This is a genomic window from Nocardia nova NBRC 15556, from assembly GCF_001613005.1.
GTDB classification, from domain to species: Bacteria; Actinomycetota; Actinomycetes; order Mycobacteriales; family Mycobacteriaceae; genus Nocardia; species Nocardia nova.
Genome location: NZ_BDBN01000003.1, coordinates 1 through 26,365, shown reverse-complemented (window position 1 = coordinate 26,365; position 26,365 = coordinate 1). Strand labels below are relative to the sequence as shown.

24 protein-coding genes are annotated in these 26,365 nt (G+C 68.5%); 17 read left to right on the top strand and 7 right to left on the bottom strand.

What is annotated here, in order from left to right:
• The first annotated feature begins 125 nt into the window (after positions 1 to 125).
• The 5 genes from NN2_RS02300 to NN2_RS02280 all read left to right on the top strand — a co-directional run bounded on the left by NN2_RS02300 (position 126) and on the right by NN2_RS02280 (position 5,367).
• Positions 126 to 1,295, top strand: a complete 1,170-nt coding sequence (locus NN2_RS02300; protein WP_082856653.1) for a pyridoxal phosphate-dependent aminotransferase — start codon at positions 126 to 128, stop codon at positions 1,293 to 1,295.
• Between the two features lie 247 nt (positions 1,296 to 1,542).
• Positions 1,543 to 2,247: a TetR/AcrR family transcriptional regulator gene (locus NN2_RS02295; protein WP_081879751.1), complete on the top strand. Its 705-nt coding sequence runs from the start codon at positions 1,543 to 1,545 to the stop codon at positions 2,245 to 2,247.
• 6 nt (positions 2,248 to 2,253) lie between these two features.
• Positions 2,254 to 3,687, top strand: a complete 1,434-nt coding sequence (gene purB / locus NN2_RS02290) for an adenylosuccinate lyase (protein ID WP_063009939.1) — start codon at positions 2,254 to 2,256, stop codon at positions 3,685 to 3,687.
• A 131-nt stretch (positions 3,688 to 3,818) separates the two neighbouring features.
• Positions 3,819 to 4,289 carry an HIT family protein gene (locus NN2_RS02285; protein WP_063009967.1) on the top strand — a complete coding sequence of 157 codons (471 nt, stop codon included), beginning with the start codon at positions 3,819 to 3,821 and terminating at the stop codon, positions 4,287 to 4,289.
• Between the two features lie 118 nt (positions 4,290 to 4,407).
• A complete protein-coding gene (locus tag NN2_RS02280) occupies positions 4,408 to 5,367 on the top strand; it encodes an alpha/beta hydrolase (protein WP_063009937.1) in 960 nt (319 codons plus the stop codon).
• Between the two features lie 78 nt (positions 5,368 to 5,445).
• On the opposite strand, the gene NN2_RS02275 is transcribed toward NN2_RS02280, so the two are convergent.
• On the bottom strand, positions 5,446 to 5,670 hold the full coding sequence (locus tag NN2_RS02275; RefSeq protein ID WP_223273481.1) for a DUF397 domain-containing protein: 225 nt from the start codon (positions 5,668 to 5,670) through the stop codon (positions 5,446 to 5,448).
• A gap of 310 nt (positions 5,671 to 5,980) precedes the next feature.
• Here NN2_RS02275 and NN2_RS02270 point away from each other — a divergent pair, with 310 nt between their 5' ends.
• The 3 genes from NN2_RS02270 to NN2_RS02260 all read left to right on the top strand — a co-directional run bounded on the left by NN2_RS02270 (position 5,981) and on the right by NN2_RS02260 (position 9,295).
• Positions 5,981 to 6,193 carry a hypothetical protein gene (locus NN2_RS02270; RefSeq protein WP_063065915.1) on the top strand — a complete coding sequence of 71 codons (213 nt, stop codon included), beginning with the start codon at positions 5,981 to 5,983 and terminating at the stop codon, positions 6,191 to 6,193.
• A gap of 98 nt (positions 6,194 to 6,291) precedes the next feature.
• Positions 6,292 to 8,469, top strand: a complete 2,178-nt coding sequence (locus NN2_RS02265; RefSeq protein WP_063009965.1) for a S9 family peptidase — start codon at positions 6,292 to 6,294, stop codon at positions 8,467 to 8,469.
• A gap of 106 nt (positions 8,470 to 8,575) precedes the next feature.
• Positions 8,576 to 9,295 carry a DUF2334 domain-containing protein gene (locus NN2_RS02260; RefSeq protein WP_063009935.1) on the top strand — a complete coding sequence of 240 codons (720 nt, stop codon included), beginning with the start codon at positions 8,576 to 8,578 and terminating at the stop codon, positions 9,293 to 9,295.
• A gap of 12 nt (positions 9,296 to 9,307) precedes the next feature.
• On the opposite strand, the gene gad is transcribed toward NN2_RS02260, so the two are convergent.
• A complete protein-coding gene (gene gad, locus NN2_RS02255; RefSeq protein WP_082856651.1) occupies positions 9,308 to 10,753 on the bottom strand; it encodes a glutamate decarboxylase in 1,446 nt (481 codons plus the stop codon).
• A 162-nt stretch (positions 10,754 to 10,915) separates the two neighbouring features.
• On the opposite strand from gad, the gene NN2_RS02250 reads away from it, so the two are divergent.
• Complete coding sequence (locus tag NN2_RS02250) at positions 10,916 to 12,286, top strand: dipeptidase (protein WP_063009933.1); 1,371 nt, start codon at positions 10,916 to 10,918, stop codon at positions 12,284 to 12,286.
• A gap of 45 nt (positions 12,287 to 12,331) precedes the next feature.
• Here NN2_RS02250 and NN2_RS02245 read toward each other — a convergent pair whose 3' ends face one another.
• Complete coding sequence (locus NN2_RS02245) at positions 12,332 to 12,976, bottom strand: MBL fold metallo-hydrolase (protein ID WP_063009931.1); 645 nt, start codon at positions 12,974 to 12,976, stop codon at positions 12,332 to 12,334.
• A gap of 191 nt (positions 12,977 to 13,167) precedes the next feature.
• Here NN2_RS02245 and purS point away from each other — a divergent pair, with 191 nt between their 5' ends.
• On the top strand, positions 13,168 to 13,404 hold the full coding sequence (gene purS / locus NN2_RS02240) for a phosphoribosylformylglycinamidine synthase subunit PurS (protein WP_030517414.1): 237 nt from the start codon (positions 13,168 to 13,170) through the stop codon (positions 13,402 to 13,404).
• Positions 13,401 to 14,087: a phosphoribosylformylglycinamidine synthase subunit PurQ gene (gene purQ, locus NN2_RS02235; protein WP_062961978.1), complete on the top strand. Its 687-nt coding sequence runs from the start codon at positions 13,401 to 13,403 to the stop codon at positions 14,085 to 14,087. Before purS ends, purQ begins: the two co-directional genes overlap by 4 nt.
• A 33-nt stretch (positions 14,088 to 14,120) precedes the next feature.
• On the opposite strand, the gene NN2_RS02230 is transcribed toward purQ, so the two are convergent.
• Positions 14,121 to 15,365 carry a Glu/Leu/Phe/Val dehydrogenase dimerization domain-containing protein gene (locus tag NN2_RS02230; RefSeq protein ID WP_425437670.1) on the bottom strand — a complete coding sequence of 415 codons (1,245 nt, stop codon included), beginning with the start codon at positions 15,363 to 15,365 and terminating at the stop codon, positions 14,121 to 14,123.
• A 243-nt stretch (positions 15,366 to 15,608) separates the two neighbouring features.
• On the opposite strand from NN2_RS02230, the gene NN2_RS02225 reads away from it, so the two are divergent.
• Positions 15,609 to 16,607, top strand: a complete 999-nt coding sequence (locus tag NN2_RS02225; RefSeq protein ID WP_063009929.1) for a LysR family transcriptional regulator — start codon at positions 15,609 to 15,611, stop codon at positions 16,605 to 16,607.
• Positions 16,608 to 16,634: 27 nt separating this feature from the next.
• Here the strand turns inward: NN2_RS02225 and NN2_RS02220 are convergent, their stop codons facing one another.
• Entirely contained in the window at positions 16,635 to 17,702 is a 1,068-nt protein-coding gene (locus NN2_RS02220) for a substrate-binding domain-containing protein (protein ID WP_063009927.1), read from the bottom strand.
• A gap of 45 nt (positions 17,703 to 17,747) precedes the next feature.
• Between NN2_RS02220 and NN2_RS02215 the strand changes: the two genes are divergently transcribed.
• Positions 17,748 to 18,182, top strand: a complete 435-nt coding sequence (locus NN2_RS02215) for a MarR family winged helix-turn-helix transcriptional regulator (protein ID WP_030517419.1) — start codon at positions 17,748 to 17,750, stop codon at positions 18,180 to 18,182.
• A 69-nt stretch (positions 18,183 to 18,251) separates the two neighbouring features.
• On the top strand, positions 18,252 to 19,556 hold the full coding sequence (locus NN2_RS02210) for a M18 family aminopeptidase (protein ID WP_063009925.1): 1,305 nt from the start codon (positions 18,252 to 18,254) through the stop codon (positions 19,554 to 19,556).
• On the opposite strand, the gene NN2_RS02205 is transcribed toward NN2_RS02210, so the two are convergent.
• Entirely contained in the window at positions 19,511 to 20,821 is a 1,311-nt protein-coding gene (locus NN2_RS02205; protein ID WP_227463204.1) for a glycosyltransferase 87 family protein, read from the bottom strand. The genes NN2_RS02210 and NN2_RS02205 overlap by 46 nt on opposite strands.
• A 160-nt stretch (positions 20,822 to 20,981) precedes the next feature.
• Between NN2_RS02205 and purL the strand changes: the two genes are divergently transcribed.
• A complete protein-coding gene (gene purL / locus NN2_RS02200; protein ID WP_063009923.1) occupies positions 20,982 to 23,276 on the top strand; it encodes a phosphoribosylformylglycinamidine synthase subunit PurL in 2,295 nt (764 codons plus the stop codon).
• 42 nt (positions 23,277 to 23,318) lie between these two features.
• Here purL and NN2_RS02195 read toward each other — a convergent pair whose 3' ends face one another.
• A complete protein-coding gene (locus NN2_RS02195) occupies positions 23,319 to 23,600 on the bottom strand; it encodes a YiaA/YiaB family inner membrane protein (protein ID WP_063009921.1) in 282 nt (93 codons plus the stop codon).
• 139 nt (positions 23,601 to 23,739) lie between these two features.
• Here NN2_RS02195 and NN2_RS02190 point away from each other — a divergent pair, with 139 nt between their 5' ends.
• The gene (locus NN2_RS02190; RefSeq protein WP_063009919.1) at positions 23,740 to 25,497 is read left to right on the top strand and encodes an alpha/beta hydrolase; all 1,758 of its coding nucleotides are present in this window, start codon (positions 23,740 to 23,742) and stop codon (positions 25,495 to 25,497) included.
• Positions 25,498 to 25,555: 58 nt separating this feature from the next.
• Positions 25,556 to 26,212, top strand: coding sequence for a CPBP family intramembrane glutamic endopeptidase (locus tag NN2_RS02185; RefSeq protein WP_245658513.1), 657 nt, complete (start codon positions 25,556 to 25,558; stop codon positions 26,210 to 26,212).
• The last annotated feature ends 153 nt before the right edge of the window (positions 26,213 to 26,365 follow it).

Below are 26,365 nucleotides of genomic sequence, written 5' to 3'. Positions count from 1 at the left end.
GACGATAACAGGGGCCCGCCCGGACACGCAGGCAGGCGCGGCGGCGCACAGCAACGTCTCAGGCGCCCGGTGCCCGGGAACGGACTGCGCGCCGGCCTGCCGAGGCGGTGTTCTACCGTCGTCTGGTGCGCAGTGAATCCCGGCGGTCCACCGTTCCGACCTTCTACGTCATGGACGTCTGGAAGGCCGCGGCCGAACGCGCCCGCACCCACGGCGACGTGCTGGTCCTGGCGGCGGGCCAGCCCTCCACGCCCGCCCCGGTGCCGGTGCGCCGCGCCACCCAGGCGGCCCTCGACGCCGAATTACTCGGCTACACCGAGACTTTCGGCATCCCCGAATTGCGCTCGGCCATCGCGGCCCATCATCGTGACACCTACGGCGTCGAGGTCGAGTCCGACGACGTGGTGATCACGACCGGCTCCTCGGGCGCGTTCACGCTGATCTTCCTGGCCGCATTCGACATCGGCGACACCGTCGTGGTCGCTCGCCCGGGTTACCCGGCCTACCGCAACACCCTCACGGCCCTGGGCTGCCGGGTGATCGAACTCGACTGCGGCTCCCACACCCGGTTCCAGCCGACGGTGGCGATGCTGGAGGAGCTGCCCGAACCGCCCGCCGGCCTGATCGTGGCCAGCCCGGCGAACCCGACCGGCACCATGATCGCCCCGGACGAGCTGGCGGCCCTGGCCCGCTGGTGCGACGAGCACGGCACGCTGCTGATCTCCGACGAGATCTATCACGGCATCGCCTATTCGGGCGTCGACGGCGACACCGAACCGGTGAGCTCGGCGTGGGAGACCTCGCGCGAGTCGGTGGTGATCGGTTCGGTGTCGAAGTATTTCTCGATGACGGGCTGGCGGCTGGGCTGGATGCTGGCACCCGCGCGGCTGCGCCCGGCGCTGCAGCGGCTGGCGTCCAATATGACCGTCTGCCCGCCGGCCATTTCGCAATTCGCGGCGGCGCACGCGTTCGGCCCGGAGGCCAAATCCGAACTGGACGGGCACGTCCGCCGCTATGCCCGCAACCGGTCGTTACTGCTCGAGGGGCTGCCCGCCCTCGGCATCAGCGATCTGGCGCCTGCCGACGGCGCCTTCTACGCGTACGCCGATATCGGTCATCTGAGCCAGGATTCGACGCGCTGGTGCGCGGATCTGTTGGCGCACACGGGTGTCGCCCTCGCGCCCGGTATCGATTTCGACACCCGTAACGGACACCGCACGGTCCGATTCTCCTTCGCCGGCGCCACCGCGGATATCGAGGAGGCGCTGGTGCGACTCGGCCGATATCTGAGCTGACGCACAGACTTTCCGTACCGGCCCACCGGAGCGCGTGGATGCGGTACAAATGATTCGGGTTGTGATTTCAACCCTTGCTATTTCGAACCGATCCCGGCTGTCCGCTCGGATCGGATCCCGGAAATTTGCGCGGTCCCATGGTCGATTGCACAGCAACGATTCGGCCGGGATTGCACAGACGCACAGATTTGCACAGATCGCACCGATTTGGCACGGATGAACCGATGATGACTGGCACGATGACACGGTGATCACCGCGACGACCCCGAAAGGCGAAAGGCGTCGCCAAGCGTTGGTTGCGGCTGCCGCGGAGTTGCTACTCGAAGGCGGCTTCGATGCCGTGCGCCACCGTTCGGTGGCGACGCGCGCGGATCTGCCCCTGGCATCCACGACCTACTATTTCGAATCCCTCGAGGATCTGATCGCGCGCGCGGTCGAGTTCAGCGGCAATGCCGAACTCGAGTCGATGCGCCGCCGGATCGGCGAGGTCACCCACCGCAAACGCGGCGCCGAGGCGACCGTCGACCTGATCGTGGATCTGATGGTCGGCACCGACGGCCCCGACGAATTCGCCCGCGGGCGGCTGATCGCCCGCTACGAGCGGTCGGTGGCCTCGGCCCGGCATCCGGAACTACGCGAGGTGCAGCTGCGGTTACGCGCCCAGCTCGAGGACCTATTGGCCGATGTGCTGCGCCGATCCGATCGGATGGTGCGCACCGATCAGTTGCGCCGGCTGGTGGCGGTGGTCGACGGTGCGGTGGTCGCCGCGCTGGCCGAATCCGATCCGCAACCGCGCCGGACCGCCCGCGGCGCGCTGCTGGAATTGATCGATGTGATCGCTCCGCCGGTGCCGCAACCGCTGATGGCGCCGCAGACCGTGCCACCGGCCGCGGCGCAGCACCTGCCCGCGGCCATGCCCCAGCAACCGAGCAGGCATCGAACATTAGACTGACTGTTCGTGAGTCTTGTCCCGAACGTCCTCGCCACCCGGTACGCGAGCCCGCAGCTGGTGCAGTTGTGGTCGCCCGAGAACAAGATCGTGCTGGAGCGCCGGCTGTGGCTCGAGGTGCTGCGGGCCCAGACCGAACTCGGCGCCGCCGGTACCGAGGCGGTCACCCCCGAGGTCCTCGAGGATTACGAGCGGGTGCTGGGCGAGGTCGACCTGGCCTCGATCGCCGAACGCGAGCGGATCACCCGCCACGATGTGAAGGCGCGCATCGAGGAGTTCAACGCCCTCGCCGGGCACGAGCAGATCCACAAGGGCATGACCAGCCGGGATCTGACCGAGAACGTGGAGCAGTTGCAGATCCGGCTCTCGCTGGAACACGTCTACGAACACGGCGTCGCGGTCGCCGCGCGGCTGGCGGAGCGGGCCGCCGAGTACCAGTCGCTGGTGATGGCCGGTCGCTCGCACAACGTGGCGGCACAGGCGACCACCCTGGGCAAGCGTTTCGCCGGTGCGGCCGACGAGGTGCTGATCGCCCTGCACCGGGTGCGCGAGCTGATCGACCGGTATCCGCTTCGCGGGATCAAGGGCCCGATGGGCACCGCGCAGGACATGCTCGATCTGTTCGACGGCGACGCCGCCAAACTCGCCCAGCTGGAGCAGAAGGTCGCCGGGCATCTGGGCTTCGCGACCGTGCTGACCAGTGTCGGCCAGGTCTACCCCCGCTCCCTGGACCACGACGTGATCTCCGCGCTGGTCCAATTGGGCGCGGGCCCTTCGTCGTTCGCGCACACGGTGCGGCTGATGGCGGGGCACGAACTGGTCACCGAGGGTTTCCAGCCCGGGCAGGTCGGCAGTTCGGCGATGCCGCACAAGATGAACACCCGCTCCTGCGAGCGCGTCAACGGTCTGCAGGTGGTGCTGCGCGGTTACGGCTCGATGGCGGCCGAACTGGCGGGCGCGCAGTGGAACGAGGGCGATGTGTTCTGTTCCGTGGTGCGCCGGGTCGCGCTGCCCGACGCGTTCTTCGCCATCGACGGCATGATGGAAACCTTCCTGACCGTCCTCGGCGAATTCGGCGCCTACCCGGCCGTGATCGAGCGTGAGCTCAACCGCTACCTGCCCTTCCTGGCCACCACCCGCATTCTGATGGCGGCCGTGCGGGCCGGGGTCGGGCGCGAGAGTGCGCACGAGGTCATCAAGGAGCACGCGGTCGCGGTGGCGCTGGCCATGCGGGAGCAGGGGCGCGAACCGGATCTGCTGGACCGCCTGGCGGCCGACGACCGGATGCCGCTGGACCGGGCCGGACTCGAGGCTGCCCTGGCGGATCGGACGGCGTTCATCGGGGCCGCCGAGGCACAGGTGGGCGATGTGGTGGCGCAGGTGCAGAAGCTGATCGACGCGAATCCCGAGGCCGCCCGCTACACCCCCTCGCCGATTCTGTAACCGCCGCCGGACCGATGGTCGCGGCACCGCAACCGCCCGGCGCCGCCGTTCGCGCGGTGGTCTCGCGCGTGCTCGGCGCCGTGCGAATGGTGCGGCGGCGCAGGCGAAATCGGCGACTAGGGTTGCCGGATATGGACCCCTATACGATCTTCGCCGATATCGTCGCCGGGCGGGCGCCCTCGTCCAAGGTCTACGAGGACGACGACGTTCTCGCCTTCATGGATATCCGTCCCATGACACCCGGTCATCTGCTGGTGATTCCGAAGATTCCGGCGCGCAGCCTGGCCGAACTCGATCCGGCGATCGGCGGCAAGCTCTTTCAGGTCGCGCAGCGTCTGGCGGCCGCGCTGCGGCAGTCCGAGGTGCGTTGTGACGGGGTGAATCTCTTTCTGGCAGACGGTGTTACGGCCGGGCAGGAGGTCTTCCACGTCCATCTGCACGTCATTCCGCGCACGCCCGGCGACGGCTTCGGTCTGCGCAATCGCGCGACGACCCCGCCGCGTGCGGACCTGGACTATCTGGCCGCATCGATCCGGGGCGCGGTCGGGCGGGCACAACCGAATGCCGCGGGCGGACAGGACGGAAAGTGGTGGCTCACCTGAGTCCTGCTGCGGACCGGGTGATTTGCTGAGGAAGCGCCGGGAGGCCGAAAGCTCCGCGCGGCACCACAGTATGCGTTACTTTAAGTAGCAGTTGTGGTGGGTTGACGGAGGTGGGGACATGCGACGTTCATTCGTTGCTGCGGTTGTGCTGGCAGTCGGACTGGGCGTCTTCGGTCCCTGGATGGGCCCACAGCCACGCGCATCGGCGGCGCGGGTGGTCGGGGAAAACGATATGAGCCCGACCCGGACGGCGCTGTTCATCGACTCCCCAGCCATGGGACGCACCATCCAGGTTCAGGTGCTGCATCCGGCCGGTGGGGGTTCACGGCCCTCCTACTATCTGCTCGACGGGCTCGATCCCGGTGTGCAGCAGAGCACCTGGACCAATGCCACCGATGCCGAACCCTTCTTCCACGGTAAGAACGTCAATGTGGTGCTGCCGATCGGCGGGCAGGCGAGTTACTACACCGACTGGCAGCGCGACGATCCGCACTTCGGCCGCTACCAGTGGGAAACCTTCCTGACGCGCGAACTTCCGCCCATCATCGACGCCACTTTTTCCGGCAACGGCGTGAACGCGGTCGGTGGCCTGTCGATGGGCGGCATCGCGGCGTTCGTCCTGGCCGTTCGCCATCCGGAGTTGTACGAGGCGGTGGCGGGATACAGCGCGTGCCCGGACCTGGGCATCGCGCAGGGGGCGATCATGTTCTCGATCGCCAATCGCGGCGGCAATCCGTTCGATATGTGGGGTGCGCCCGGAAGCCCGGAATGGGGCGCCCACGATCCGGCGCTGCTGGCGAATCGGCTGCGCGGCAAGACCCTCTACCTGTCCACCGGCACCGGAATCCCGGGTCCGCACGAGACCGAGATCAAACCGCAGCTGCCGGAGAACATCGTCCTGGGCGGGCCGATCGAGGCAGGCGTGGACGTCTGCGTCACCGACTTCGAGCAGCGGCTGCGTGGCATGCGAATCCCGGCCCGGGTCGATCACAGTCCGGTGGGGACGCATTCCTGGTCGTATTGGCAGGACTATCTGCACGCGTCCTGGCCGACAATCGGCGCGGCGATCGGGGCCTGATCGCCGGGGCCCGACGTCCGATCGGCGCGGGACACCCCGCGCGACCGGGCGATGCCCCGGAGATCAGGTGCGCTGCGTTCAGTGCGGTTGCGCGCCCGGCCGGTTGAATTCGCCGTCCTTCGCGCCGGCGACGAACGCCCGCCATTCGCCGGGAGTGAAGATCAGCGCAGGCCCGTCCGGATTCTTGGCATCACGCAGCCCGATATTGCCGCTGGCCAGGAAGGCCACCTCGACACCGCCCTCCCCGTCGCCGCTGCGCTGCCAGACCGCCCCGGGTTCGATCTCGCGATTCTTCGCTTCCAACCTGTGCTCCTGCATCGAAGTGATTGCCCGTTGGATCCGTGCGGGCGCTGCCGTCCCCGAGAGTAGGCGGTCGGAAGCCGCCGCACCGGCGTCGTTTCCGAATCCGCGCATACCGGCATGGCCGGGATCACACCGATATGCCGACCTGCGAAATGTGGCATTCGTCTACTCGTCTCGGCAACACCGCTGGTTTACGCCGCAACCTGATCGGAAACCCCATTCACTGTGGCAGTTGGAGGGCGTCGACTGGTCAAGAGACCGAGAGGGCGTGCCCTGCCGCACTGAACGGACGACAAGGATGGAGCACCGCATGGCACCCGTCTTCGACAGTTGCGCGGTGGTGCCCCGGCACCTCACCGTCGAGCAGGCGCACAACATCCTGCACAGTCACAGCAGCTGTCCCACCGACCAATGCCCGCGCCGCAAAGCCGCACTGTTCTTCCTGATGGAATCTCGTCGTTCGGCCCGCGGCAACGGGCGTGACCTGCGCCGGCCCGCACCGCGGACCACCGGCCTGGGGTAACGCGGGCCGAGCTCGCACTCCCGTCCTCGCCGATGCATTCTGTCGGCGGGTGTGGGGGTGCGCGCCCGGAACGGCCTGCCGCGATTACGGTGGTCACCATGGCTCTCGACAGTGGTACCGGAACCATCCAGAACGCCGGCGACGCCGCGGTGGCGGTGACCCCGCCGGTGGCCAAACAGGTCCCGGCCGAACGCGTCCATCACGGTGACACCTTCGTCGATCCCTACGAATGGCTGCGGGACAAGGACGATCCCGAGGTCATAGCCCATCTCGAGGCCGAGAACGCCTATACCGACGCCCAGACCGCGCACTTGGCCCCGCTGCGCGCGCGCATCTTCGACGAGATCAAATCGCGTACCCAGGAGACCGATATGTCGGTCCCGGCGCGGCTGGGCGAGTACTGGTACTACTCGCGCAGTTTCGAAGGCAAGCAGTACGGCGTGCACTGCCGCTGCCCGATCACCGATGTCGACGACTGGACCCCGCCGCAACTCGACGTCGATATCGAGATTCCCGGTGAGGAGATTCTGCTCGACAGCAACGTGCTGGCCGAGGGGCACGATTTCTTCGCCCTCGGCGCCTATTCGATCAGTCACGACGGCACGCTGCTGGCGTACTCCACCGATACCGTCGGTGACGAGCGGTATGTGCTGCGGTTCAAGGATTTACGCAGCGGCGAGCTGCTCGGCGACGAAATTCCGGGCACCGCGCCGGGGGCGACCTGGTCGCTGGACGGAACCCACGTGTTCTATCAGACCGTCGACGAATCCTGGCGGCCCGACACCGTATGGCGCCACCGCCTCGGCACCGCGCAGTCCGACGACGTCAAGGTGTTCCACGAGCCCGACGAGCGCTACTGGGTCAGCATCGGCGCCACCCGCTCCGAGAAGTACCTGATGATCTGGGTCGGGTCGAAGATCACCACCGAGGGCTGGATCCTCGAATCCGACGATCCCGAGGGCGAATTCCGGGTGCTGCTGCCGCGCCGCGAGGGTGTGGAGTATTCGGCCGAACATGCGGTGATCGGCGGGCAGGACCGGCTGCTGATCCTGCACAACGACGTGGTCGACGGTGTGAAGGCCGAGAATTTCGTGCTCACCGAGGCGCCGGTGGACGATCCGGCCGCGATGACCATGCTGATCGGTCATCGCGACGATGTGCGGCTCGAGGACGTCGACTGCTTCCGCGACCATCTCGTCCTCTCGTATCGGCGCGAGGCCCTGCCGCGAGTCGCGGTGTGGCCGTTGACTTCCGACGGCTACGGCGAGCTGCGCGAATTGGAATTCGGCCTGGAACTGTTCTCCGCCGGCGTGGGCTCCAACCCGGAATGGGCGCAGCCGACGCTGCGGCTGGGCGTGACCTCGTTCATCACCCCGATGCAGGTCTTCGACTACGTGCCCGTCACCGGGGAACTGATGCTGCGCAAACAGCAGCAGGTGCTCGGCGGCTATGACCCGGACGACTATGTGCAGCACCGGGATTGGGCGACCGCGGCCGACGGCACCCGGATTCCGATCTCGGTGGTGCGCCGCCGCGACAGCGAGGGTGCGGACCCGAAGCCGTTGCTGCTCTACGGGTACGGCTCCTACGAGGCCAGTATCGATCCGGGTTTCTCGGTGTCGCGGCTGTCGTTGCTCGACCGCGGCATGGTGTTCGCGGTCGCGCATGTGCGCGGCGGTGGCGAGATGGGGCGGCTGTGGTACGAGAACGGCAAGACGCTCACCAAGAAGAACACCTTCACCGACTTCGTCTCCTGCGCACGGCATCTCGTCGATACCGGCGTCACCACGCCGCAGGTGCTGGTGGCCGACGGTGGCAGTGCGGGCGGGCTGCTCATGGGTGCGGTGGCCAATCTGGCGCCCGACCTGTTCGCGGGCATCCTCGCCAATGTGCCGTTCGTGGATCCGCTCACCTCGATTCTGGACCCGTCGCTGCCGCTGACGGTCATCGAATGGGACGAGTGGGGTAATCCGCTGGAGGATCCGGAGGTCTACGCCTATATGAAGTCCTATTCGCCGTACGAGAACGTGGCGGCCGTGGACTATCCGGCGATCCTGGCGATCACCAGCCTCAACGACACCCGCGTGCTCTACGTCGAGCCCGCGAAGTGGGTCGCCGCGCTGCGGGCCACGAAGACCGGTGACTCCCAGCTCCTGCTGAAGACCGAGATGAGCGCCGGGCACGGTGGCGTCAGCGGCCGCTACGAGAAGTGGAAGGAAGTCGCCTTCGAATACGCCTGGGTGCTCGATCGGGTCGGGCTCGGCGAGGTCGGCTGACGGTTGCCGGTTGCCGGATCGTGCGGCCGGGTGGTCGCTCCGGGAATTCGTCGGGGCGTCACTTCGGCTGCACGGGGCCGACACCTGCCGCGCGCACAGTGGAGGCATGAGCGGCAACGACCGGGGGTTCGGGCAGCTGATCGTCTCGGTGTCGGGTATTCGCGACACCACACTGGAACAGGCGCGCGCCTTCGCCGCGGAGATGGACGGCCGCGGGGTACGGCTGTCGCTGCTGGTGGCGCCGCGGTTGAAGGGGAAATACCGGCTCACCGAGGATCGGCGCACCCAGCAGTGGCTGCGGGACCGCCGCGCCGCGGGTGACGCGATCGTGCTGCACGGCTACGACCAGGCCGCGACCAAACGCCGCCGCGCAGAATTCGCCGCGCTGCCCAAGCACGAGGCGCGCCTGCGCCTCACCGCCGCCGACCGGGTGATGGAGCAGATCGGCCTGCGCACCCGGCTGTTCGCCGCCCCGCGCTGGACGGCCTCCGAGGGCGCCGTCGCCGCCCTGCCCGAGGTCGGCTTCCGCCTGGCGCTGGGATTGACCGCCATCCACGACCTGGAACGGGACACGGCACAGCGCTGCTGGGTGCACGGCGTCGGTGAGGGTTTCCGGGCCGAACCGTGGTGGTGCCACGCACTGATCATGAGCGCGGCCCGCATCGCGCGACGCGGGGGAACGCTGCGACTGGCCGTCTCGGCGGCGCAACTGTCCCGGCCCGGTCCCCATCAGGCCATGCTCGACGCGGTCGATCTGGCGCTGTTCCACGAGGCGGTTCCGGACGTCTACCGGTGGGAACCGTACGCCATGCCGCATGCGGCATGAGCGCGCTCGACATCAGCGAATCTGCGCCGGGTCCTCTCCGGCCGCGCGCAGCATGTCCCGCACCTCGGTGACGATAGTCCGGTCCGATACCGCGGCCGTGGCGTCGTGGGTGAAGCCGCCCGCCTCCTTGCGGGTCAGCGAGGTGGACAGCGGATGCTTCTTCAGCTGATCGACGCAGCGGTCGATATCGGCCAGCAGCAGATCGGCCATATCGTGGGTGAAGCCGTGCCGGACGACCGCCCGCATGATCGTCTCGTCCTGCCGGTCGGCCGGTAGCGGATAGGCGGCGATCAGCCAGCCGCGCGAGCGCAGGCGTTCGGACAGGTCGTACAGATTGAAGCCGGGATCTTCGCGCAGCCGCCACGACACCGCGCTGATTCCCCGCGTCGGCGTGCCGTCGTGGATCATCTCGAACAATCCGGTCTCGGTGAGGCCGTGGGCCAGATGTTCGGCGACCCGGTAGATGGCCGATTGCAGCCGGGTATAGCCGGTGCGGCCGAGCCGGATGAAGTCGTAGTACTGGGTGATGGCCTGGCCGCCGGGGCGGGAGAAATTCAGGTTGAAGGTGGCCATACTGCCGCCGAGGTAGTCGACGTTGAACACCAGCTCGTCCGGGAGGTCGGCGGCCGTGCGCCAGAGCGCCCAGCCGGCGCCGAGCGGAGCCAGGCCGGTTTTGTGCCCGGAGGCGTTGATCGACTTCACCCGCTCGAGCCGGAAGTCCCAGACCAGGTCCGGCGCCGTGAACGGGGCGAGGAATCCGCCGCTGGCGGCGTCGACGTGCAGGGGGATGTCCAGGCCGGTGCCGGCCTGCAGGTCGTCGAGGGCCGCGCTCATCGCGGCGACGTCCTCGAACAGTCCGGTGAAGGTCTGACCCATCGTCGCGACGACCATGATCGTATTCGAATCGCAGTGTGCGGCAATATCGTCCGGCTCGAGCGTATAGCGGTCCCCCCGCAGCGGCACCTGCCGGATCTCGACGTCGAAATAGCGCGCGAACTTCTCCCAGCACACCTGCACCGGACCGCAGACGAAATTGGGGACGCCCTGCCCGCCGTTCTTGCGCCAGCGCGTCTTCGCGGCCAGCCCGCCGAGCATCGCCGCCTCACTGGACCCGATGGTGGAGGTGCCGCGCGTCGAGCCGGGATCGGGACAGTGCCACAGGTCCGCGACCATGCGTACGCACCGGCGCTCGAGCTCGGCGGTCTGCGGATACTCGTCCTTGTCGACGATGTTCTTGGCCAGGCTCTGCGCCATCAGCCGGCGAGCGTGATCGTCGATCCAGGTGGTGCAGAAGGTGGCCAGATTCATCCGCGACACACCGTCGAGCATCAGCTCGTCGTGCACGATCTGATAGGCCTCCGGGGCCGGCATCTCGCGATGTGGGAAGTGGGTCTTGGGTGCGCCGCGATCCAGATCGGGCATCGCGAACAGGTCGTCGGATTCCGATGATGCAGACATCTCGTCCTCTCCGGTGGTCGGATCGCGGTCGAGCTCTCCTTCATCATGCCCGCTGCGGTGGCGGGTCGGCCATGAACCGCAGGGAGAAATCGGGCGAATTCCGTCCCGCGCCGCGCCCGACGCCGATGCGGCCGGTCCCGGAAAGAGGGTTAGGTTGGGTGAATGACCGACGATTCTCGGACGGCGGCCCTGCGCGAACAGGTGCGAACGCTGATGCCGCAGGCGAAAGCCGATCTGGCCCAGTTGGTTTCGTATCGGTCCGTGGCCGATGCGCGGCAGTTTCCGCCGGAAGAATGTCATCGGGCGGCGCGATGGGTCGCCGACGCCTTCGCCGACCTCGGTCTCACCGAAGTCGGCCTGCACGAGACGCCCGACGGCAGCGAGGCGGTCGTGGCCCGGTACCCGGCTCCGGCCGGAGCCCCCACGGTGCTGCTGTACAGCCATTACGACGTGCAGCCGCCGGTGGACGAGGCGGCCTGGGAGACTCCGGTGTGGGAGCTCACCGAACGCGACGGCCGGTGGTACGGGCGCGGCGCGGCCGACTGCAAGGGCAATATCGTCGTCCACCTGACCGCTCTGCGGGCACTGCGGAACACGCCGGGAGACAAGGGTTATCCGGTCGGCATCACGCTGGTCTGCGAGGGCTCGGAGGAACAGGGCACCGGCGGTCTGGAGGAGTTCGTTCCGCAGCACGCGGACCTGCTGCGCGCCGACGCGCTGCTGATCGGTGACTGCGGCAACTTCGCGGCGGGCCTGCCGACCTTCACCCAGACCCTGCGCGGAAACGTGAATGTGCTCGTCACGGTCGAAACCCTGTCCGGCCCATTGCATTCCGGCATGTTCGGCGGGGCGGCCCCGGATGCCGTCGCCGCGCTGATCCGGCTGCTCGCGACGCTGCGGGACGAACACGGGAACACGACGGTCGCCGGGTTGCCGGCCGATCAGGTCTGGGACGGCGCGCAATATCCGGTCGAGCAGTTCCGGGTCGATGCCGGCATCCTCGACGGCGTGCAGGTGCTGGGCAGCGGCACCATCTCGGACATGCTCTGGGCTCGGCCGGCGTTGACCGTGCTGGGTATCGATGTCCCGCCGGTGGTGGGGTCGGCGGCAGCCGTCCAGCCCAGCGCGCGGGCCCGGTTGAATCTGCGGATCCCGCCCGGGGTCGATCCGGCTCCGGCCCTGAAAGCCCTTACCGCACATATCGAATCGCATACGCCGTGGGATGCGCGCGTCCGGGTCGAGACGGAGGGCACCGGGGCGCCGTTCCGATCCGGTACCGGCGGCCCGGCGCGGTTGGCGATGGAGGACGCCTTCGCCGCCGCGTACGGACGCACCGCCACCATGCAGGGACAGGGCGGCTCGATTCCGCTGTGCAATGTCTTCGCCGAGACCTATCCCGACGCCGAGATCATGCTGCTCGGCGTCGAGGAGCCGAAATGCCTGATCCACGCCCCGAACGAAAGTGTCGACCCCAGCGAGATCGAGCACGTGGCGCTGGCGGAGGCGTTGTTCCTGTCCTCGTATTCGCGGTGAGGGGCGCGCTCCTCGGTGAGGGCGTGGCTTCGCGGTGCGCGCCCGCTAGAAGGTCTTGTTGTCCTCCGGCTCGATGAGCGCGAATTCGGTATCGGCCGGGCGCATTTCGGACAGGCGGCCGAAGTAGATGCCCTGCGCCTCCGGCGCGATGATGCCGTAGTGGATCGGGACGGCGGTGCGCGGCGCCACGGCGCGCAGATAGTCCACCGCTTCGCTGATCTTCATCCACGGCGCGACCGCGGGCACCGCCAGCACCCCGACCGATACCGGCGGCACCCACAGCGAATCGCCCGGGTGGACGAACTGCGCCGGATCGTCGGCGCTGCCGAGCTGGAAGACGGTGTTGTCGACGACCGGCAGCTCCGGATGGATCACCGCGTGCTTGCCGCCGCCACCGGTGATCTGTAGATCGCCGATGGTGACGATATTGCCCGCGTGCACGGCCTGCCACGGTTCACCGCGCTGCTGTGCGGTCTGCGGATCGCTGAGCAGACGGGCGCTCGGATTCGCGTCGACCAGGGCCTCGATCCGGTTCGGATCGATGTGGTCGGGGTGCTGATGGGTGATCGCGATCGCGTCGAGTCCCGTGATGCCTTCGAATCCGTGCGAGAAAGTGCCCGGATCGAACAGGATCTTCGCGCCGTTCAATTCGACGAGGACGCAGGAATGACCGAAGTGGGCGATGCGCATGAGATCACGCTATCGCCTCCGGCCGCAGCGGGGACCCGGACGCGGCAGCCTGCGTAACCACGGAGGGCCACGCGGAGGCCGGCCGACAGGCGCTGTGACGTCTCTCGCAGGTGCCGCGGCCCGGCGGGGCGCCCGCGAGCAGCCCCGATTAAGCTGTTGTGGTAATCCCCCACCAGCTTGAGGAGCAACGCGTGGCACGAGTTGTGGTCGAGGTGATGCCGAAGGCCGAGATCCTGGATCCGCAGGGTCAGGCCATCGCCGGCGCGCTCGGACGCCTGGGTTTCCCGGGTGTGTCGGATGTGCGGCAGGGCAAGCGGTTCGAACTCGACATCGACGACAGCGTCAGCGATGCGGAGCTCGAGAAGATCGCCGAGGCCCTGCTCGCCAACACGGTGATCGAGGACTGGAAAGTGGTGCGGCTGCCGTGACCAGCTCTGCGCGAATCGGTGTCATCACCTTCCCCGGCACGCTCGACGACGTCGACGCGGCGCGCGCGGTCCGGTTGGCCGGCGCCGAAGCGGTGAGCCTGTGGCACGCCGACGCGGACCTCAAGGGTGTCGACGCGGTGGTGGTGCCGGGTGGATTCTCCTACGGCGACTATCTGCGCGCCGGTGCCATCGCCCGGTTCGCGCCCGTGATGGGCAAGGTCGTCGAGGCCGCCGGTAAGGGTATGCCGGTGCTTGGCATCTGCAACGGCTTCCAGGTGCTGTGCGAGGCCGGACTGCTGCCGGGTGCGCTGACCCGCAACGAGGGCCTGCACTTCGTCTGCCGCGATCAGTGGCTGCGGGTGGAGTCCACCGCGACCGCGTGGTCCTCGCGCTACGAAGCGGGTGCGCAGATCCTGGTCCCGGTGAAGAACGCCGAGGGCCGCTACCAGGCCTCACAGGCCGTGCTCGACGAACTCGAGGGTGAGGGCCGGGTGGTCTTCCGCTACGTGGGCGGCAATCCCAACGGTTCGCAGCGCGATATCGCCGGCATCGCCTCACCGAACGGCCGCGTCGTCGGTCTCATGCCGCACCCCGAACACGCCACCGAACCGCTGACCGGGCCGAGTGACGACGGGCTGGGGATCTTCCTGTCGGTACTCGACAGCCTCGTCACCACCGCCTGATCGGCCGTCATCACGGCCTGAGCGGCCTGTCGCTCAGGGGATCACGACCGCGGCGATGATCGGCGCCGGGGCGTCGGCCCAGCGTCGGCCGGTGTCACGCGGTGTGATGCCGTGGTCGGTCCAGGCGGACAGCAACCGCGCGACCTTGGTGTGCATGGTGGTGCGCAGGCGATCGAAGGAGTTGTCCGGCACGTCGTCGACCTCCCCGAGCAGCAGCCACCACGCCCAGGCGACCGCACCGGCATTGGCGACGAAGTCCGGCAGCACCGGAACACCGCGGGCGGCGAGCATGGCCTCCGCCTCCGGTGTGGTGGCGGCGTTGGCCGCCTCGACGACGACGCGGGCGCGCACGTCGAAGGAATTGTCCGGCGTGATCGCGTACGAAATGGCCGCCGGTACCAGGATGTCGACATCGGCGGACAGCACCGCGGTGCGCGGCAGCTGCTCGACATCCGCCGGCAACCGGGAGCGGTCGATCTCGCCGTAGTCGTCGCGCAATTCCAGCAAAGCCGGGATATCGAGTCCGCCCGCCCGGTACAGGGCGCCGGCGGCATCGGCCACCATGGTCACGCGCATGCCCGCCTCGTGCAGGTAGTAGGCCGCCGCGCCGCCCATCGTGCCGACTCCCTGAATCGCGACCGTGGTCTCGGCCGGCATCCGGCCCCACGAGACGGCCGTGGCGAGGCACGCGTGCGCGACGCCGTAACCGCCGATCACATCGCCCAGCAGGAAACCGCCCTCGACCGCCGCGTTCAGTCCGTCGCGGACCCGTTCCAGGGTGGCGGCCGGATCCGCGGCGCGGCGGATCGCGGCATGATAACTCTGCCCCAGGCCCAGCTTCTCGAAGACCTCGTCGATCAGATGCTGCGGGACCCCCAGGTCCTCCGCGGTCACCCAGTGCGCGTCGATCCACGGGCGCATGGCCTCGCAGAATCGCTCCAGCACCTCGATGGCACGCGGATCCTTCGGATCGAAGTCGATGCCGCCCTTCGCGCCGCCGATCGGCAGGTCGAAGGTGGCGGTCTTGGCGGCCATTCCGCGCGCCAGATCCTCCACCTCGCTCAGCGTGCAGCCGGCCCGCATGCGGGTGCCGCCGGTGGCCAGGCCGCCGCGCAGCGTGTGGACGACGAGATAGCCGACGGCGCCGGTATCCGAATCGGTCCACTGCAGCCGCATATACGGCTCGGGGCGGCGGATCGCGGGGGTGACCGGAACGGTCGCGGGCACCGGCGGGACGGTCGGTGCGGTGTCTTCGGCCGGGTTGTGGATCGTCGTCACGGCGAACTCTCCTTCGCGTTCGGATGGCCGACCACCATCCGCGGGGGAACGACGAGTCGCACGACGATCGGCGTCCGGACCTCGTCGTCCCGGCTGGTGATTCGCTGTCACCAGCCTGCGTCCTGCCCGGTCACACGTCTATTTACGGTTCGTTCACGGCTGTGTTCAGTGTTTCTGCACAGCGGTCCGCACAGCGTTGCCGGCCGCGCGTACGGTTTCCGCGCAGCGCTTACGCTCGATGCCATGGACTTGTCGCTGCCTCGCCTGCGCATGCTGCGCGAGCTGCATCGGCGCGGCACGATCACCGCGGCCGCGGGTGCGCTGCACTACACCGCCTCGGCGGTGTCGCAACAGCTGGCTCAGTTGGAGCGCGACGTGGGGCTGCGGCTGTTCGAGCGGCGCGGGCGCCGGCTGCAACTCACCGATCGCGGAGTTCTGCTCGCCGAGCACGCCGAGGAGATCCTCGCCTCGGTGGAGCGGGCGACCCAGGCGCTCGAGGAGTCCGGTGAGTCGGTGTCGGCGACACTCACCGCCGGAGTGTGGGCCTCGGTCGCCTCGGGGCTGCTGCCCGACGCGCTCACCGCGCTCGCCCGCGCCCATCCGGGCATTCTGGTGCGGACCAGGGAACTCGCACCGGAGGCGACGGCTGCCGCGGTTCGCGACGGGACCCTCGACCTGTCGTTCGTCCTCGACTACTCGAATTACCCGATGACCTGGGACCGCGGTCTGGAACGTGCCGTGATCGCGGTCGAACGGCTCTACGCGGCGGTGCCGGCCGGAGCGGTGCCGGCGCCGACGGTGACGCTGGCCGATCTGACGGAACATCCGTGGATCCTCGCGCCCGCTCGCTCCCATTTCGGTCACGCGGTCCGGCTGGCCTTCCAGTCCGGCGGGGTCGAACCACGCATCGACCACGAAGTGGAGGAGCAGTCGACCGCGATGGCGCTGGTCGCGGCCGGACTGGGTGTCACGCTGGTCTCGGATCTGGGGCTGGCGCTGCGGCCGCCGGGCGTGGATATCGTCGGGCTCGGCGAGGGGCTCACCCGGACCGTCTCGCTGGCTTATCGCACCAATACGGCACGCCGGGCGGCGCTGCTGTTCGTCGTGAATGCGGTCCGGGCCGCCGCCGTCGACAAGGGGCTCGGCCCGGAGCGACCGTTGCTCGCCGCGCCGGGCCCGGAAACCGTTGCGCCACCGAATGATTCGGCCGAAGTCACGCACAAGGGGCTCGGGCTCGACTGAGCCGCGCGAGGTGCCGGTACCGCGGCGTCAATACAAGGTGTCCAGTATCCGCAGGTCCACGCCCTCTGCCCGGGCGATCAGGCTGGGCGGGCGGACCACGTGATTGTCGCGGTACATCCGCGCTCCCGACGGCGTCTCCAGCACCACGCCGTCCTCGAGCGCGGCCCGCATCCGCGGCACCTCGAGGGAGCCGACCGCATGGGCCATCGCCCGCAGCGTATGCAGCGCCTCGTAGGCAGTGTTGCCGAAGTAGGTGAGCTTCGGCGCGAAGCGGCCGTGCATGCGGTGATAGCGCGCCTGCCGGTCGGGATCGGCGTTCACATCGGGGAACAGACTGGAGGCGACATAGAGATCGGTGTTGGCGCCGGGGCCGGCGGCGAGCAGGAGTTGTTCGTCGACGACCGGGCTGACCCGCAGTTGCCTCCCGGCCCGGCCCATCGCGGTGAACTGCTGGTTGAACCGGACCGCGTCCATCCCGACCAGCAACATCACGATGCCGTCGACCCGGTCCAGGCACGGATCGGTGAGGATCGAGCCGAAGTCCCGGGTCCCCAGCGGCACATAGCGCTCGTAGTGGACGGCGTCGCGGTACGCGGCACGGACGTCGCGGCCGGTGGCCACCGGCCAGATGTAGTCGTTGCCGATGATCGCCCAGTGGCGGGTGCCGAATTCCCGGGACAACCACCGCATGGCCGGCAGGATGTGGCCGCTGGGCGCCTCGCCGATCATCACCACCTCGGCCGGTTCGTTCGGCAGCTCCTCGTAGACGTTGGCGAACAGGTACGGAACCCGCCCGCCCGTGACCCGGGCAACCGCCTGGCGGACCGCCGAGATGTGCCAGCCGGTGATGGCGTCGACCATTCCGGTGGCCAGCAGCGCCGAGACCTCGTCGGCCACTTCGGCCGGACTGCGGCCGCCGTCGATGGTCGTCACCCGTACCTGCCGGCCCAGAATTCCTGTGCCGCTGTTGATTTCTTTCGCAGCCAAGGAAATCGCCGCTTCACAGGACGGCGCGACAATTCCGACGGGGCCCTGCAGGGGGACGATATTCAGGACCTCGACCACTTCGTCCGGGCTCTCGCCGAAGGAGAACATTCGGTACCCTTCTTCGTATCCGAGCGAAATGATGGGGCGGAAAATATGTCGACCATTGTAAGTGGCGTCGCCACGCTGCACGGGGCGCTGCGAGCTGCGGAACGCGGTTGGCTCCGCCACCTCGACGCGGCACTGTGTGCCAGGCAGCTGACCGCCGACCAGTGGGCCATGCTGTCGAATCTGTCCGACCGCTCCGGCATCACCATGAGCGAGCTGGCGGTTCGTGCCCAGCTACCGCCCTCGTCGGCCACCCGCCACGCCGACGCCCTGGCCGAACGCGGCCTGATCTTTCGAATTGCGGCCGAGGACGACCGCCGCCGCATTCTCATCGGTTTGACCCATCGCGGCAAGGATCTCGTGGATTCGGTGCGCGAGCAGGAGTCGCTCGCCGAAGAGGAATTGCGTAAACGAATCGGCGCGCGAAATCACGCGGAATTGCTGCGGCTGCTCGAGTTGATGGTCGAGACCCAGTCGGATTGATCCGGTTCGGAACGCGGCCGCCGACTCGGCGATAATCCGGCAATTCCGGCAGCCGATAGGATCGCCGGTATGTCGGTCTCCACCACCGCGACGGCCTCCGGGCTGTGCGCCTTCGTCGATGCCTCGCCGTCCCCGTTTCACGTATGCCGCACGGTGGCAGCCGAATTGACGGCCCACGGATTCACCGAACTGCCCGAGGCCCGGCCGTGGGCCGAGGCGGCGGAGACGAACGGGGGCGTGGGCCGCTACTTCGTGATCCGCGGCGGATCGCTGGTCGCCTGGGCCGCGACGACCACCGATCCGGCGGGTGCGTTCCGGGTGGTCGGCGCGCACACCGACAGCCCGAATCTGCGTGTCAAACAGCATCCCGATCTGGCCGTCGCGGGCTGGCAGTTGATCGGCCTGGAACCCTACGGCGGCGCCTGGCTCAATTCCTGGCTGGACCGTGATCTCGGCATCTCGGGCCGGCTCACCGTGCGCGAGGGCGACGCACTGGGCCAGCGGCTGGTCCGCATCGACGATCCGCTGGTCCGGGTGCCGCAACTGGCCATCCACCTGTCCGAGGATCGGCGCGGGGTGACGCTGGATCCGCAACGCCACGTCAACGGCATCTGGGGATTGGGGGAGCGGCCGCGCTCGTTCATCGCCTACGTCGCCGCGCAGGCCGGCGTCCGCGCCGACGACGTGCTCGGGTGGGAACTGATGACCCACGACCTGGAACCGAGCCGGGTGGTCGGTCGCGACCAGGATCTGGTGAGTGCGCCGCGGCTGGACAACCAGACCACCTGCTATGCCGGATTGCAGGCGTTCCTGACCGCCGCGGACCGGGCCGGCGGCATCACCCCGGTGCTGGCGATGTTCGATCACGAGGAGGTCGGCAGCCAATCCGACCGCGGCGCCCAATCGGATCTGCTGCCCGCGATCCTGGAGCGAATCGTGCTCGCCCGCGGCGGTGGCCGCGCGGATTACCTTGCGGCACTGGCAGGTTCGATCTGTGCCTCCGGTGATATGGCCCATGCCACCCACCCCAACTATCCGGACCGGCACGAGCCCTCGCATCGCATCGAGGTCGGCGGCGGCCCGGTGCTGAAGGTGAATCAGAATCTGCGCTACGCCACCGATGCGGTCGGTGCCGGAGCCTTCGCCTTGGCATGTTCGCAGGCCGGGGTGCCACTGCAGCGGTACGTGCATCGCGCGGATCTGCCGTGCGGTTCCACCATCGGCCCGATGACCGCGGCGCGCACCGGCATGCCGACCGTCGACGTGGGCGCACCACAGCTGGCGATGCATTCGGCGCGCGAACTGATGGGCGCCGCGGACGTGGCCTCCTATTCGGCGGCGCTCGCGGCGTTCCTCACACCGCTCGGGCGGTAGGCGATCGCCGCGATCACCAGAGCGGCGAAGGTCACCAGCACATAGCTGCTGCCGATGATCTGCTGCCACCACGCCCAGCGGAGTTCGCGGTCGGCGTTGTGTGGCAGCACCCACTGCGGCCCGACCATGAACAGCACGGTGATCGCGGCGGTGATCGCGATCCACATCCGCCGCCGCCGAGCCGCGCGTCCCGGCGTATCCGGGGCGTCCGCGGCCGGCATCCGGGCGATCAGGTCGCCCGCGACCAGCAGGGCGGGGGCGACCCACACCCAGTGGTGCGACCACGAGACCGGCGAGACCAGCAGGACCGCCGCCGAGTTCACCAGCAGCGCCGACACCTGGTGACCGGCGTCGAGCAGCCGTTTCATCCACAGGGCGGCGAGTCCGATCGCGATGAGCGACAGCCCGATCCAGACAGCCGTCGCGGCGCCGTCGGAGACGCCCAGGCGGAATGCGAACCCCTTGAGCGACTGGTTGCCCGCGTACTGCGGCGGCCCGATGCGACCGGTATCGATCAGCGTGTGGAACCAGTATTCGGTGGAATCGTGCGGGAACAGCAGGTATGCCAGCGCGATCGCGCCGATCGCCGAGCCGATGAGGGTGAGGCACGCGCGCCAGTCCCGGCGCAGCAGGAAGTAGAGCAGGTAGCCGGCCGGAATCAGCTTCACCGCCACCGTGATTCCGATCAGCATGCCGCGGGGCCAGAACGGCTTGCGGACCAGTGCGTCCAGCGCGACGGCCGCCATCAGGATCAGATTGATCTGGCCGAAGTTGTAGGTCTGGCGCACCGGCTCGGACAGGCCGAGCACGGCCAGCGCCCCGATCAGCAGGATCACCCGGGTGGACCGGTCCATCTCCGGCCGGATCCGGACCAGCACCAGCCACAACGTGACCGCGAGACTCGCCATCGAGGTGAGCAGCACCAGCCATTGGGCGACGGCGAGCGGCATCAGCGCGAGCGGCGCGAAGAACAGTGCGGCCAGCGGCGGATAGGTGAACGGCAGCCCGATGCCGTAGACCTTGGGCATCGGCCCGTACAGGTCGCCGCCGTCGAGCCACGTGCGGGCGCCGTTGCGGTAGACCTGGAGATCGATGTAGCCGGTCCAGATGTGGGCGGCCCAGGAGACGATCGCCGAGACGACGAACAGGGCGATCGCGATCAGGAGTAGCCGTCGCTGCCGAGTCGTCAGCCCCCCGGTGGACCGCGCGGACGACGTGGTCGCGGGCAGTTCGTCCGGATCTGCGACCCTGGATCGATCGTTCACCGGCTCAGCGTACCGGTGAACAGGTGCTGCCTGGTCGGGCTGGGTTTGCCCTCCATTAGACTGGCCTGGATTCCCCATCCGCGTGCATTCCGTCTCTCACTCCAGCGTCGGAGCTCGTAGCTGCACGTTTGCCCGGCCGAAAGGACCTAGGTAGCCCACCGTGACTGTCCACGTCGACACCGTCAGCGCCGCCGCAGCCACCCCGGATACCCCGCAGCCGTACAAGGAGCTGGGTCTCAAGGACGACGAATACGCGCGCATCCGCGACATTCTGGGCCGCCGCCCCACCGATGCCGAGCTGGCGATGTACTCGGTGATGTGGAGCGAACACTGCTCCTACAAATCCTCGAAGGTGCACCTGCGCTACTTCGGCCAGACCACCACCGACGAGATGCGCGCATCCATGCTGGCCGGTATCGGCGAGAACGCGGGCGTGGTGGACATCGGCGACGGCTGGGCGGTCACCTTCAAGGTGGAAAGCCACAACCATCCCTCCTACGTCGAGCCGTACCAGGGCGCGGCCACCGGCGTCGGCGGCATCGTGCGCGACATCATGGCGATGGGCGCGCGGCCGATCGCGGTGATGGACCAGTTGCGCTTCGGCGCGGCCGACCATCCCGACACCCGGCGAGTGGTCGACGGCGTGGTGCGCGGTGTCGGCGGCTACGGCAACTCCCTCGGCCTGCCCAACGTCGGCGGCGAAACCGTCTTCGACGCCTCCTATCAGGGCAATCCGCTGGTGAACGCGCTGTGCGCGGGCGTGATGCGGGTGGAGGACCTGCACCTGGCCTTCGCCTCCGGAACCGGCAACAAGATCGTGCTGTTCGGCGCGCGGACCGGGCTGGACGGTATCGGCGGCGTGTCGGTGCTGGCCTCGGACACCTTCTCGGGTGACGAATCCGGTTCCGGCCGTAAGAAACTGCCCAGCGTGCAGGTGGGCGACCCGTTCGCCGAGAAGGTGCTCATCGAGTGCTGTCTCGAGCTGTACCACGCCGGACTGGTGGTCGGCATCCAGGACCTCGGCGGTGCCGGACTGTCCTGTGCGACATCGGAATTGGCGGCGGCCGGCGACGGCGGAATGCGCATCGACCTGGACAAGGTGCCGCTGCGCGCGGCGAATATGACACCGGCGGAAGTGCTTTCGAGCGAATCGCAGGAACGCATGTGCGCGGTGGTGACGCCCGACAACGTCGAGGCGTTCATGGCCGTCTGCCACAAGTGGGATGTGCTGGCCACCGTGATCGGCGAGGTCACCGACGGCGACCGCCTGGTGGTGAAGTGGCACGGCGAAACCGTGGTGGACGTGCCGCCGCGCACCGTCGCGCACGAAGGCCCCGTCTACGAGCGGCCCGTGCGGCGTCCCGAGGAGCAGGACGCGCTGGTCGCCGACACCGCCGCCGGGCTGGCCCGGCCGAAGTCCGGTGACGAGCTGCGGGCCACGCTGCTGAAGATGATCTCCAGCCCACAGCTGTGCAGCCGCAAGTGGATCGTCGAGCAGTACGACCGCTACGTGCGCGGCAACACGGTGCTGGCCGAACATGCCGACGCGGGCGTGATCCGCATCGACGAGGAGTCCGGCCGCGGCATCGCCCTGGCCACCGACGCCTCGGGCCGCTACACCAAACTCGACCCCTACACCGGCGCGCAGCTGGCGCTGGCCGAGGCCTACCGCAACGTCGCCAGCACCGGCGCGACGCCCAAGGCCGTCACCAACTGCCTCAACTTCGGTTCCCCCGAGGATCCGGGCGTGATGTGGCAGTTCCAGCAGGCCGTGCGCGGCCTCGCGGACGGCTGTGTGGCCCTGGGCATTCCGGTCACCGGCGGTAACGTCAGCTTCTACAACCAGACCGGGCAGACCGCGATCCTGCCGACCCCGGTGGTCGGCGTGCTCGGCGTCATCGACGATGTGCACCGGCGCATCCCGACCGGATTCGGTACCGAGCCCGGAGAGACGCTGATCCTGCTCGGCGAGACCCGTGACGAATTCGACGGATCAATCTGGTCGCAGGTCGAGCACGATCACCTGGGCGGTGTGCCGCCGCGGGTGGACTTCGCCCGCGAGCAGTTGCTCGCCGAGGTGCTGACCGCCGGCTCGCGCGACGGAATGATCAGCGCCGCACACGATCTCAGCGAGGGCGGCCTGGCCCAGGCGGTGGTCGAAGGAGCGCTGGCCGGTGAAACCGGTGTGCGCATCCTGCTGCCCGAGGGGGACGATCCGTTCGTCACGCTGTTCTCGGAATCGGCCGGACGCGTCCTGGTCGCGGTCCCGCGGTCGGAGGAAACGCGTTTCACCAAGATGTGCACCGCGCGCGAACTGCCGTGGGTGCGCATCGGCGTGGTGGATCAGGGCTCGGACTCGGTCGAGGTGCAGGGCCAGTTCTCGATCACGATGGACGAACTGCGCACCGCCCACGAGGGCACGCTGCCCGCGCTGTTCGGCGCCACCGCGGAGTGAGCCGAGGCGGACCGCGGCCGCACCCGGAGCGCTGCGGTCCGCTCACACCCGGAACGGATCGTGTTCGGCCATCAGCTTTTCCACGCGGGCCTCGTCGATGCGCTGATGGACGCGCGCGGACTCGAACTGGTCGCGGATCACCTTGGCAAGGGTGAAGGCGCTCGAGACCATGAACAGCGTTGTCATCAACAGGAATCCGCGCTGCCAGATATCCAGCGGCAGATAGACGATGCCCACGGTGGCGGCGACGAAACTGACGCCGAAGGCGATCGCGGCCTGGGCCAGGAAGGCGGGGCTGCTCTTCGGCTGGGTGGGAGTGCTCATATCGTCGAGTCTGCGGTCCCGGGCCGCGGGGAACGTGCGTAGAACTACTCGAGTACCCCGGGTAATTCCCGCTGTAGGCGTTGTTTGCCTCACGTGGCGAGGTCCCCGATTTCGGCACGCCGACCGCCATACTTGACGGGTGCTCGATACCGCCGAGACTCTCACAACGCTGCGTACGCGCGGCGTTGTGGTCTATCGGCGAGGCCTGCGGCTGCTGCGCCGGCTCGAGGACGACATCATCGCCCTCAACTACGTCGGCCTGGTCACCGCGACAGTGTTTTTCGCCTGGTCGGTGACGCCGTCACTGCTGCCGCGCGACTGGTTGTTCCAAGGTCTGATCAGTGGTCTGAACGCCGCCATCGGTTACGGCGTGGGCTGTCTGCTGGAGTGGGGCTTTCGCAGACTGATCCGGCCGCGCTTGCGTTTTCGCGCACCGTCGCTGCGGATTCGCTATGCGGTGAAGGTGACGATCCTGACGATCTGCCTGCTGACCGCGATCTACATGCTCGTCCTCTCCGCCGACTGGCAACGGCAGATCTACGGCCTGATGGATATGGAAGGCACCACGCGCGCCGCCTATCTGCGCACCGGTGGGCTCAGCGTCGCGGTGGCCGCGCTGGTGGTGGCGATCTACCGGACGGTGCGGTGGATCGTGCGGTTCTTCGCCCGTCTGCTCAGCCGCTGGGTGCGGGTGCCGCCGCAACTGGCCCCGAGCGTCGGCGCGATCGTGCTGGCCGTGGTGGCGGTGCTGCTGTTCAACGGTGTGTTGTCGGAGGCCTTCTTCACCGTCGCCAACTCGGCGTTCAGCGTGCGCAACGACAAGATGACGCCGTACGCCGTGCAGCCGACCGAACCCGAGCGCTCCGGCAGCCCCGCGTCCCTGGCCAAATGGGACACGCTCGGGTCGGAGGGCCGGTGGTTCGTCTCGCACGGACCCGATGCCTTCCGCATCGCCGCGGTGACGGGAAAGCCCGCGCGCGAACCGGTTCGGGTCTACGTCGGTCTCGGATCGGCGGCCGAGGGACAGACCCAGGAACAGCTCGCGGTCGCCGAACTCGAACGCGCGCACGCCTTCGACCGCAAGGTGCTGGTGATCGTCACCACCACCGGAACCGGATGGGTGAATTCCACGACCGCGGGCGCGCTCGAATACATGTACGGCGGTGACACCGCGATCCTCGCCTCGCAGTACTCGTATCTGCCGAGTGTGCTGTCGTTCCTCGCGGACCGGCAGAAGGTCGCGGTGGCGGGGAAGAAGATGTTCGACGCGGTCTACGCCGCCTGGTCGGCGCGACCGGCGCAGTCGAGGCCGAAGCTGCTGGTGTACGGGGAAAGCCTGGGTTCGCAGGGCTCGGAGGCGGCCTTCGACGGCCTGGCCGATCTGCGCGCCAAGGTCGACGGCGCGCTCTGGGTGGGCCCGCCGAATTCCAATCGGCTGTGGAAACAGTTCGTCGAGCGTCGCGACCCCGGCACCCGCGAGGTGGAACCGATCTACGCCGACGGTCTCGTGGTCCGATTCGCTTCCACCGCAGCGGATCTGACGAAACCGTCACCGGAATGGCGGCGTCCGCGCATCGCCTACCTGCAGCATCCCTCCGACCCCATCGTCTGGTGGTCACCGGATCTGATTTTCTCCCAACCGGATTGGCTCTCCGAGCCGCGTGGCTCCGACGTGTCCACGCAGATGCGCTGGTGGCCGCTGGTCACCTTCTGGCAGGTCGCCGCCGATCTGACCAATGCCCAAGGGGTCAGCGACGGGCACGGCCACAACTACGGCACCCTCGTCCTCGACGGCTGGGCCGCGGTACTGCCGCCTCCGGACTGGAATCCGCAACTGCAGGAGAACATCCGGACGCAGCTGGAACTGTCGGAAGCGTTCGAACGCGCGGTGAAATGAGCACAGTGACGAAAACCTCGCGCTACGTCTGGAACGCGCACTGGCGAGGTGCGGGTCGGTGAACATCCGAAGCGTGGCGCGCACCCTATCGGCGTCGTGCATCGCCCTGATGTGGAGCAATCTCGTGCTGCCGAGGCTGGGGTCGGGCATACGGGGTCGCACGGTCGCCGACGCCGCGTTCGCGACCGGGTATGCCGCGGTATTCGACGGCCGGCCGGAGTGGCTTTCTCGACGCGGTTGGGCTTGGGGCGCAGCGGCATTCGGTGCGATCGGTACTGCTTACGGTGTCGGGCTCGCCGTACCGGGGATCCGGGATCGAATGGCGGAGTTCGCCGAGCGCGAGCCGGAGGTGAGTACGGCCGAATGGGTCGGCATCCACATTCCGGTGGGCACCGTCTACAGCGAGGAGCTGATCTTCCGGGGGACGCTGGACCGGCTCTTCGACGACGCGGGGTACGTGCGGACGTATGGCGGCGCAGTGGTTTTCGGCCTGTGGCACATTCATCCGGCACGGTCCGCGGGTGACAGCATCCCAGCCACTGTCGCCTTCACCGCCGCGGGCGGGCTGCTCTTCTCCTGGCTGCGTCGCCGCACGGGCAGTGCGACGGCACCGGCGCTCGTTCACCTCGCCCTGAATGCCGGTGGCGCGCTGGCGCCGCGAGTAGCGGTGGCGCTGCGTGACCGGCGCATCGGCCGGGGTGTATCGCACCGCTGAGTCCGTTCGGCTCGCTACGCTCGGTGGAATGGCGCGACGTTCGGCTGTGGACCCTGCTCAGGTGCGTGATTCGGTGGCGGCGCTCGGCGCGTGGCTGCGCGACGAGTCGGCGGCCCAGCCGGCACGGTCCGAGCTCGCGGCGGCCGTGCGCGG

Excerpts from the sequence above, each read along its gene's own strand:
- NN2_RS02285 (WP_063009967.1), top strand. The coding sequence starts at position 3,819 with ATGGACCCCTATACGATCTTCGCCGATATCGTCGCCGGGCGGGCGCCC.
- NN2_RS02280 (WP_063009937.1), top strand. The coding sequence starts at position 4,408 with ATGCGACGTTCATTCGTTGCTGCGGTTGTGCTGGCAGTCGGACTGGGC.
- NN2_RS02270 (WP_063065915.1), top strand. The coding sequence starts at position 5,981 with ATGGCACCCGTCTTCGACAGTTGCGCGGTGGTGCCCCGGCACCTCACC.
- NN2_RS02265 (WP_063009965.1), top strand. The coding sequence starts at position 6,292 with ATGGCTCTCGACAGTGGTACCGGAACCATCCAGAACGCCGGCGACGCC.
- NN2_RS02260 (WP_063009935.1), top strand. The coding sequence starts at position 8,576 with ATGAGCGGCAACGACCGGGGGTTCGGGCAGCTGATCGTCTCGGTGTCG.
- gad (WP_082856651.1), bottom strand. The coding sequence starts at position 10,753 with ATGTCTGCATCATCGGAATCCGACGACCTGTTCGCGATGCCCGATCTG.
- NN2_RS02250 (WP_063009933.1), top strand. The coding sequence starts at position 10,916 with ATGACCGACGATTCTCGGACGGCGGCCCTGCGCGAACAGGTGCGAACG.
- NN2_RS02245 (WP_063009931.1), bottom strand. The coding sequence starts at position 12,976 with ATGCGCATCGCCCACTTCGGTCATTCCTGCGTCCTCGTCGAATTGAAC.
- NN2_RS02225 (WP_063009929.1), top strand. The coding sequence starts at position 15,609 with ATGGACTTGTCGCTGCCTCGCCTGCGCATGCTGCGCGAGCTGCATCGG.
- NN2_RS02220 (WP_063009927.1), bottom strand. The coding sequence starts at position 17,702 with ATGTTCTCCTTCGGCGAGAGCCCGGACGAAGTGGTCGAGGTCCTGAAT.
- NN2_RS02215 (WP_030517419.1), top strand. The coding sequence starts at position 17,748 with ATGTCGACCATTGTAAGTGGCGTCGCCACGCTGCACGGGGCGCTGCGA.
- NN2_RS02210 (WP_063009925.1), top strand. The coding sequence starts at position 18,252 with ATGTCGGTCTCCACCACCGCGACGGCCTCCGGGCTGTGCGCCTTCGTC.
- NN2_RS02195 (WP_063009921.1), bottom strand. The coding sequence starts at position 23,600 with ATGAGCACTCCCACCCAGCCGAAGAGCAGCCCCGCCTTCCTGGCCCAG.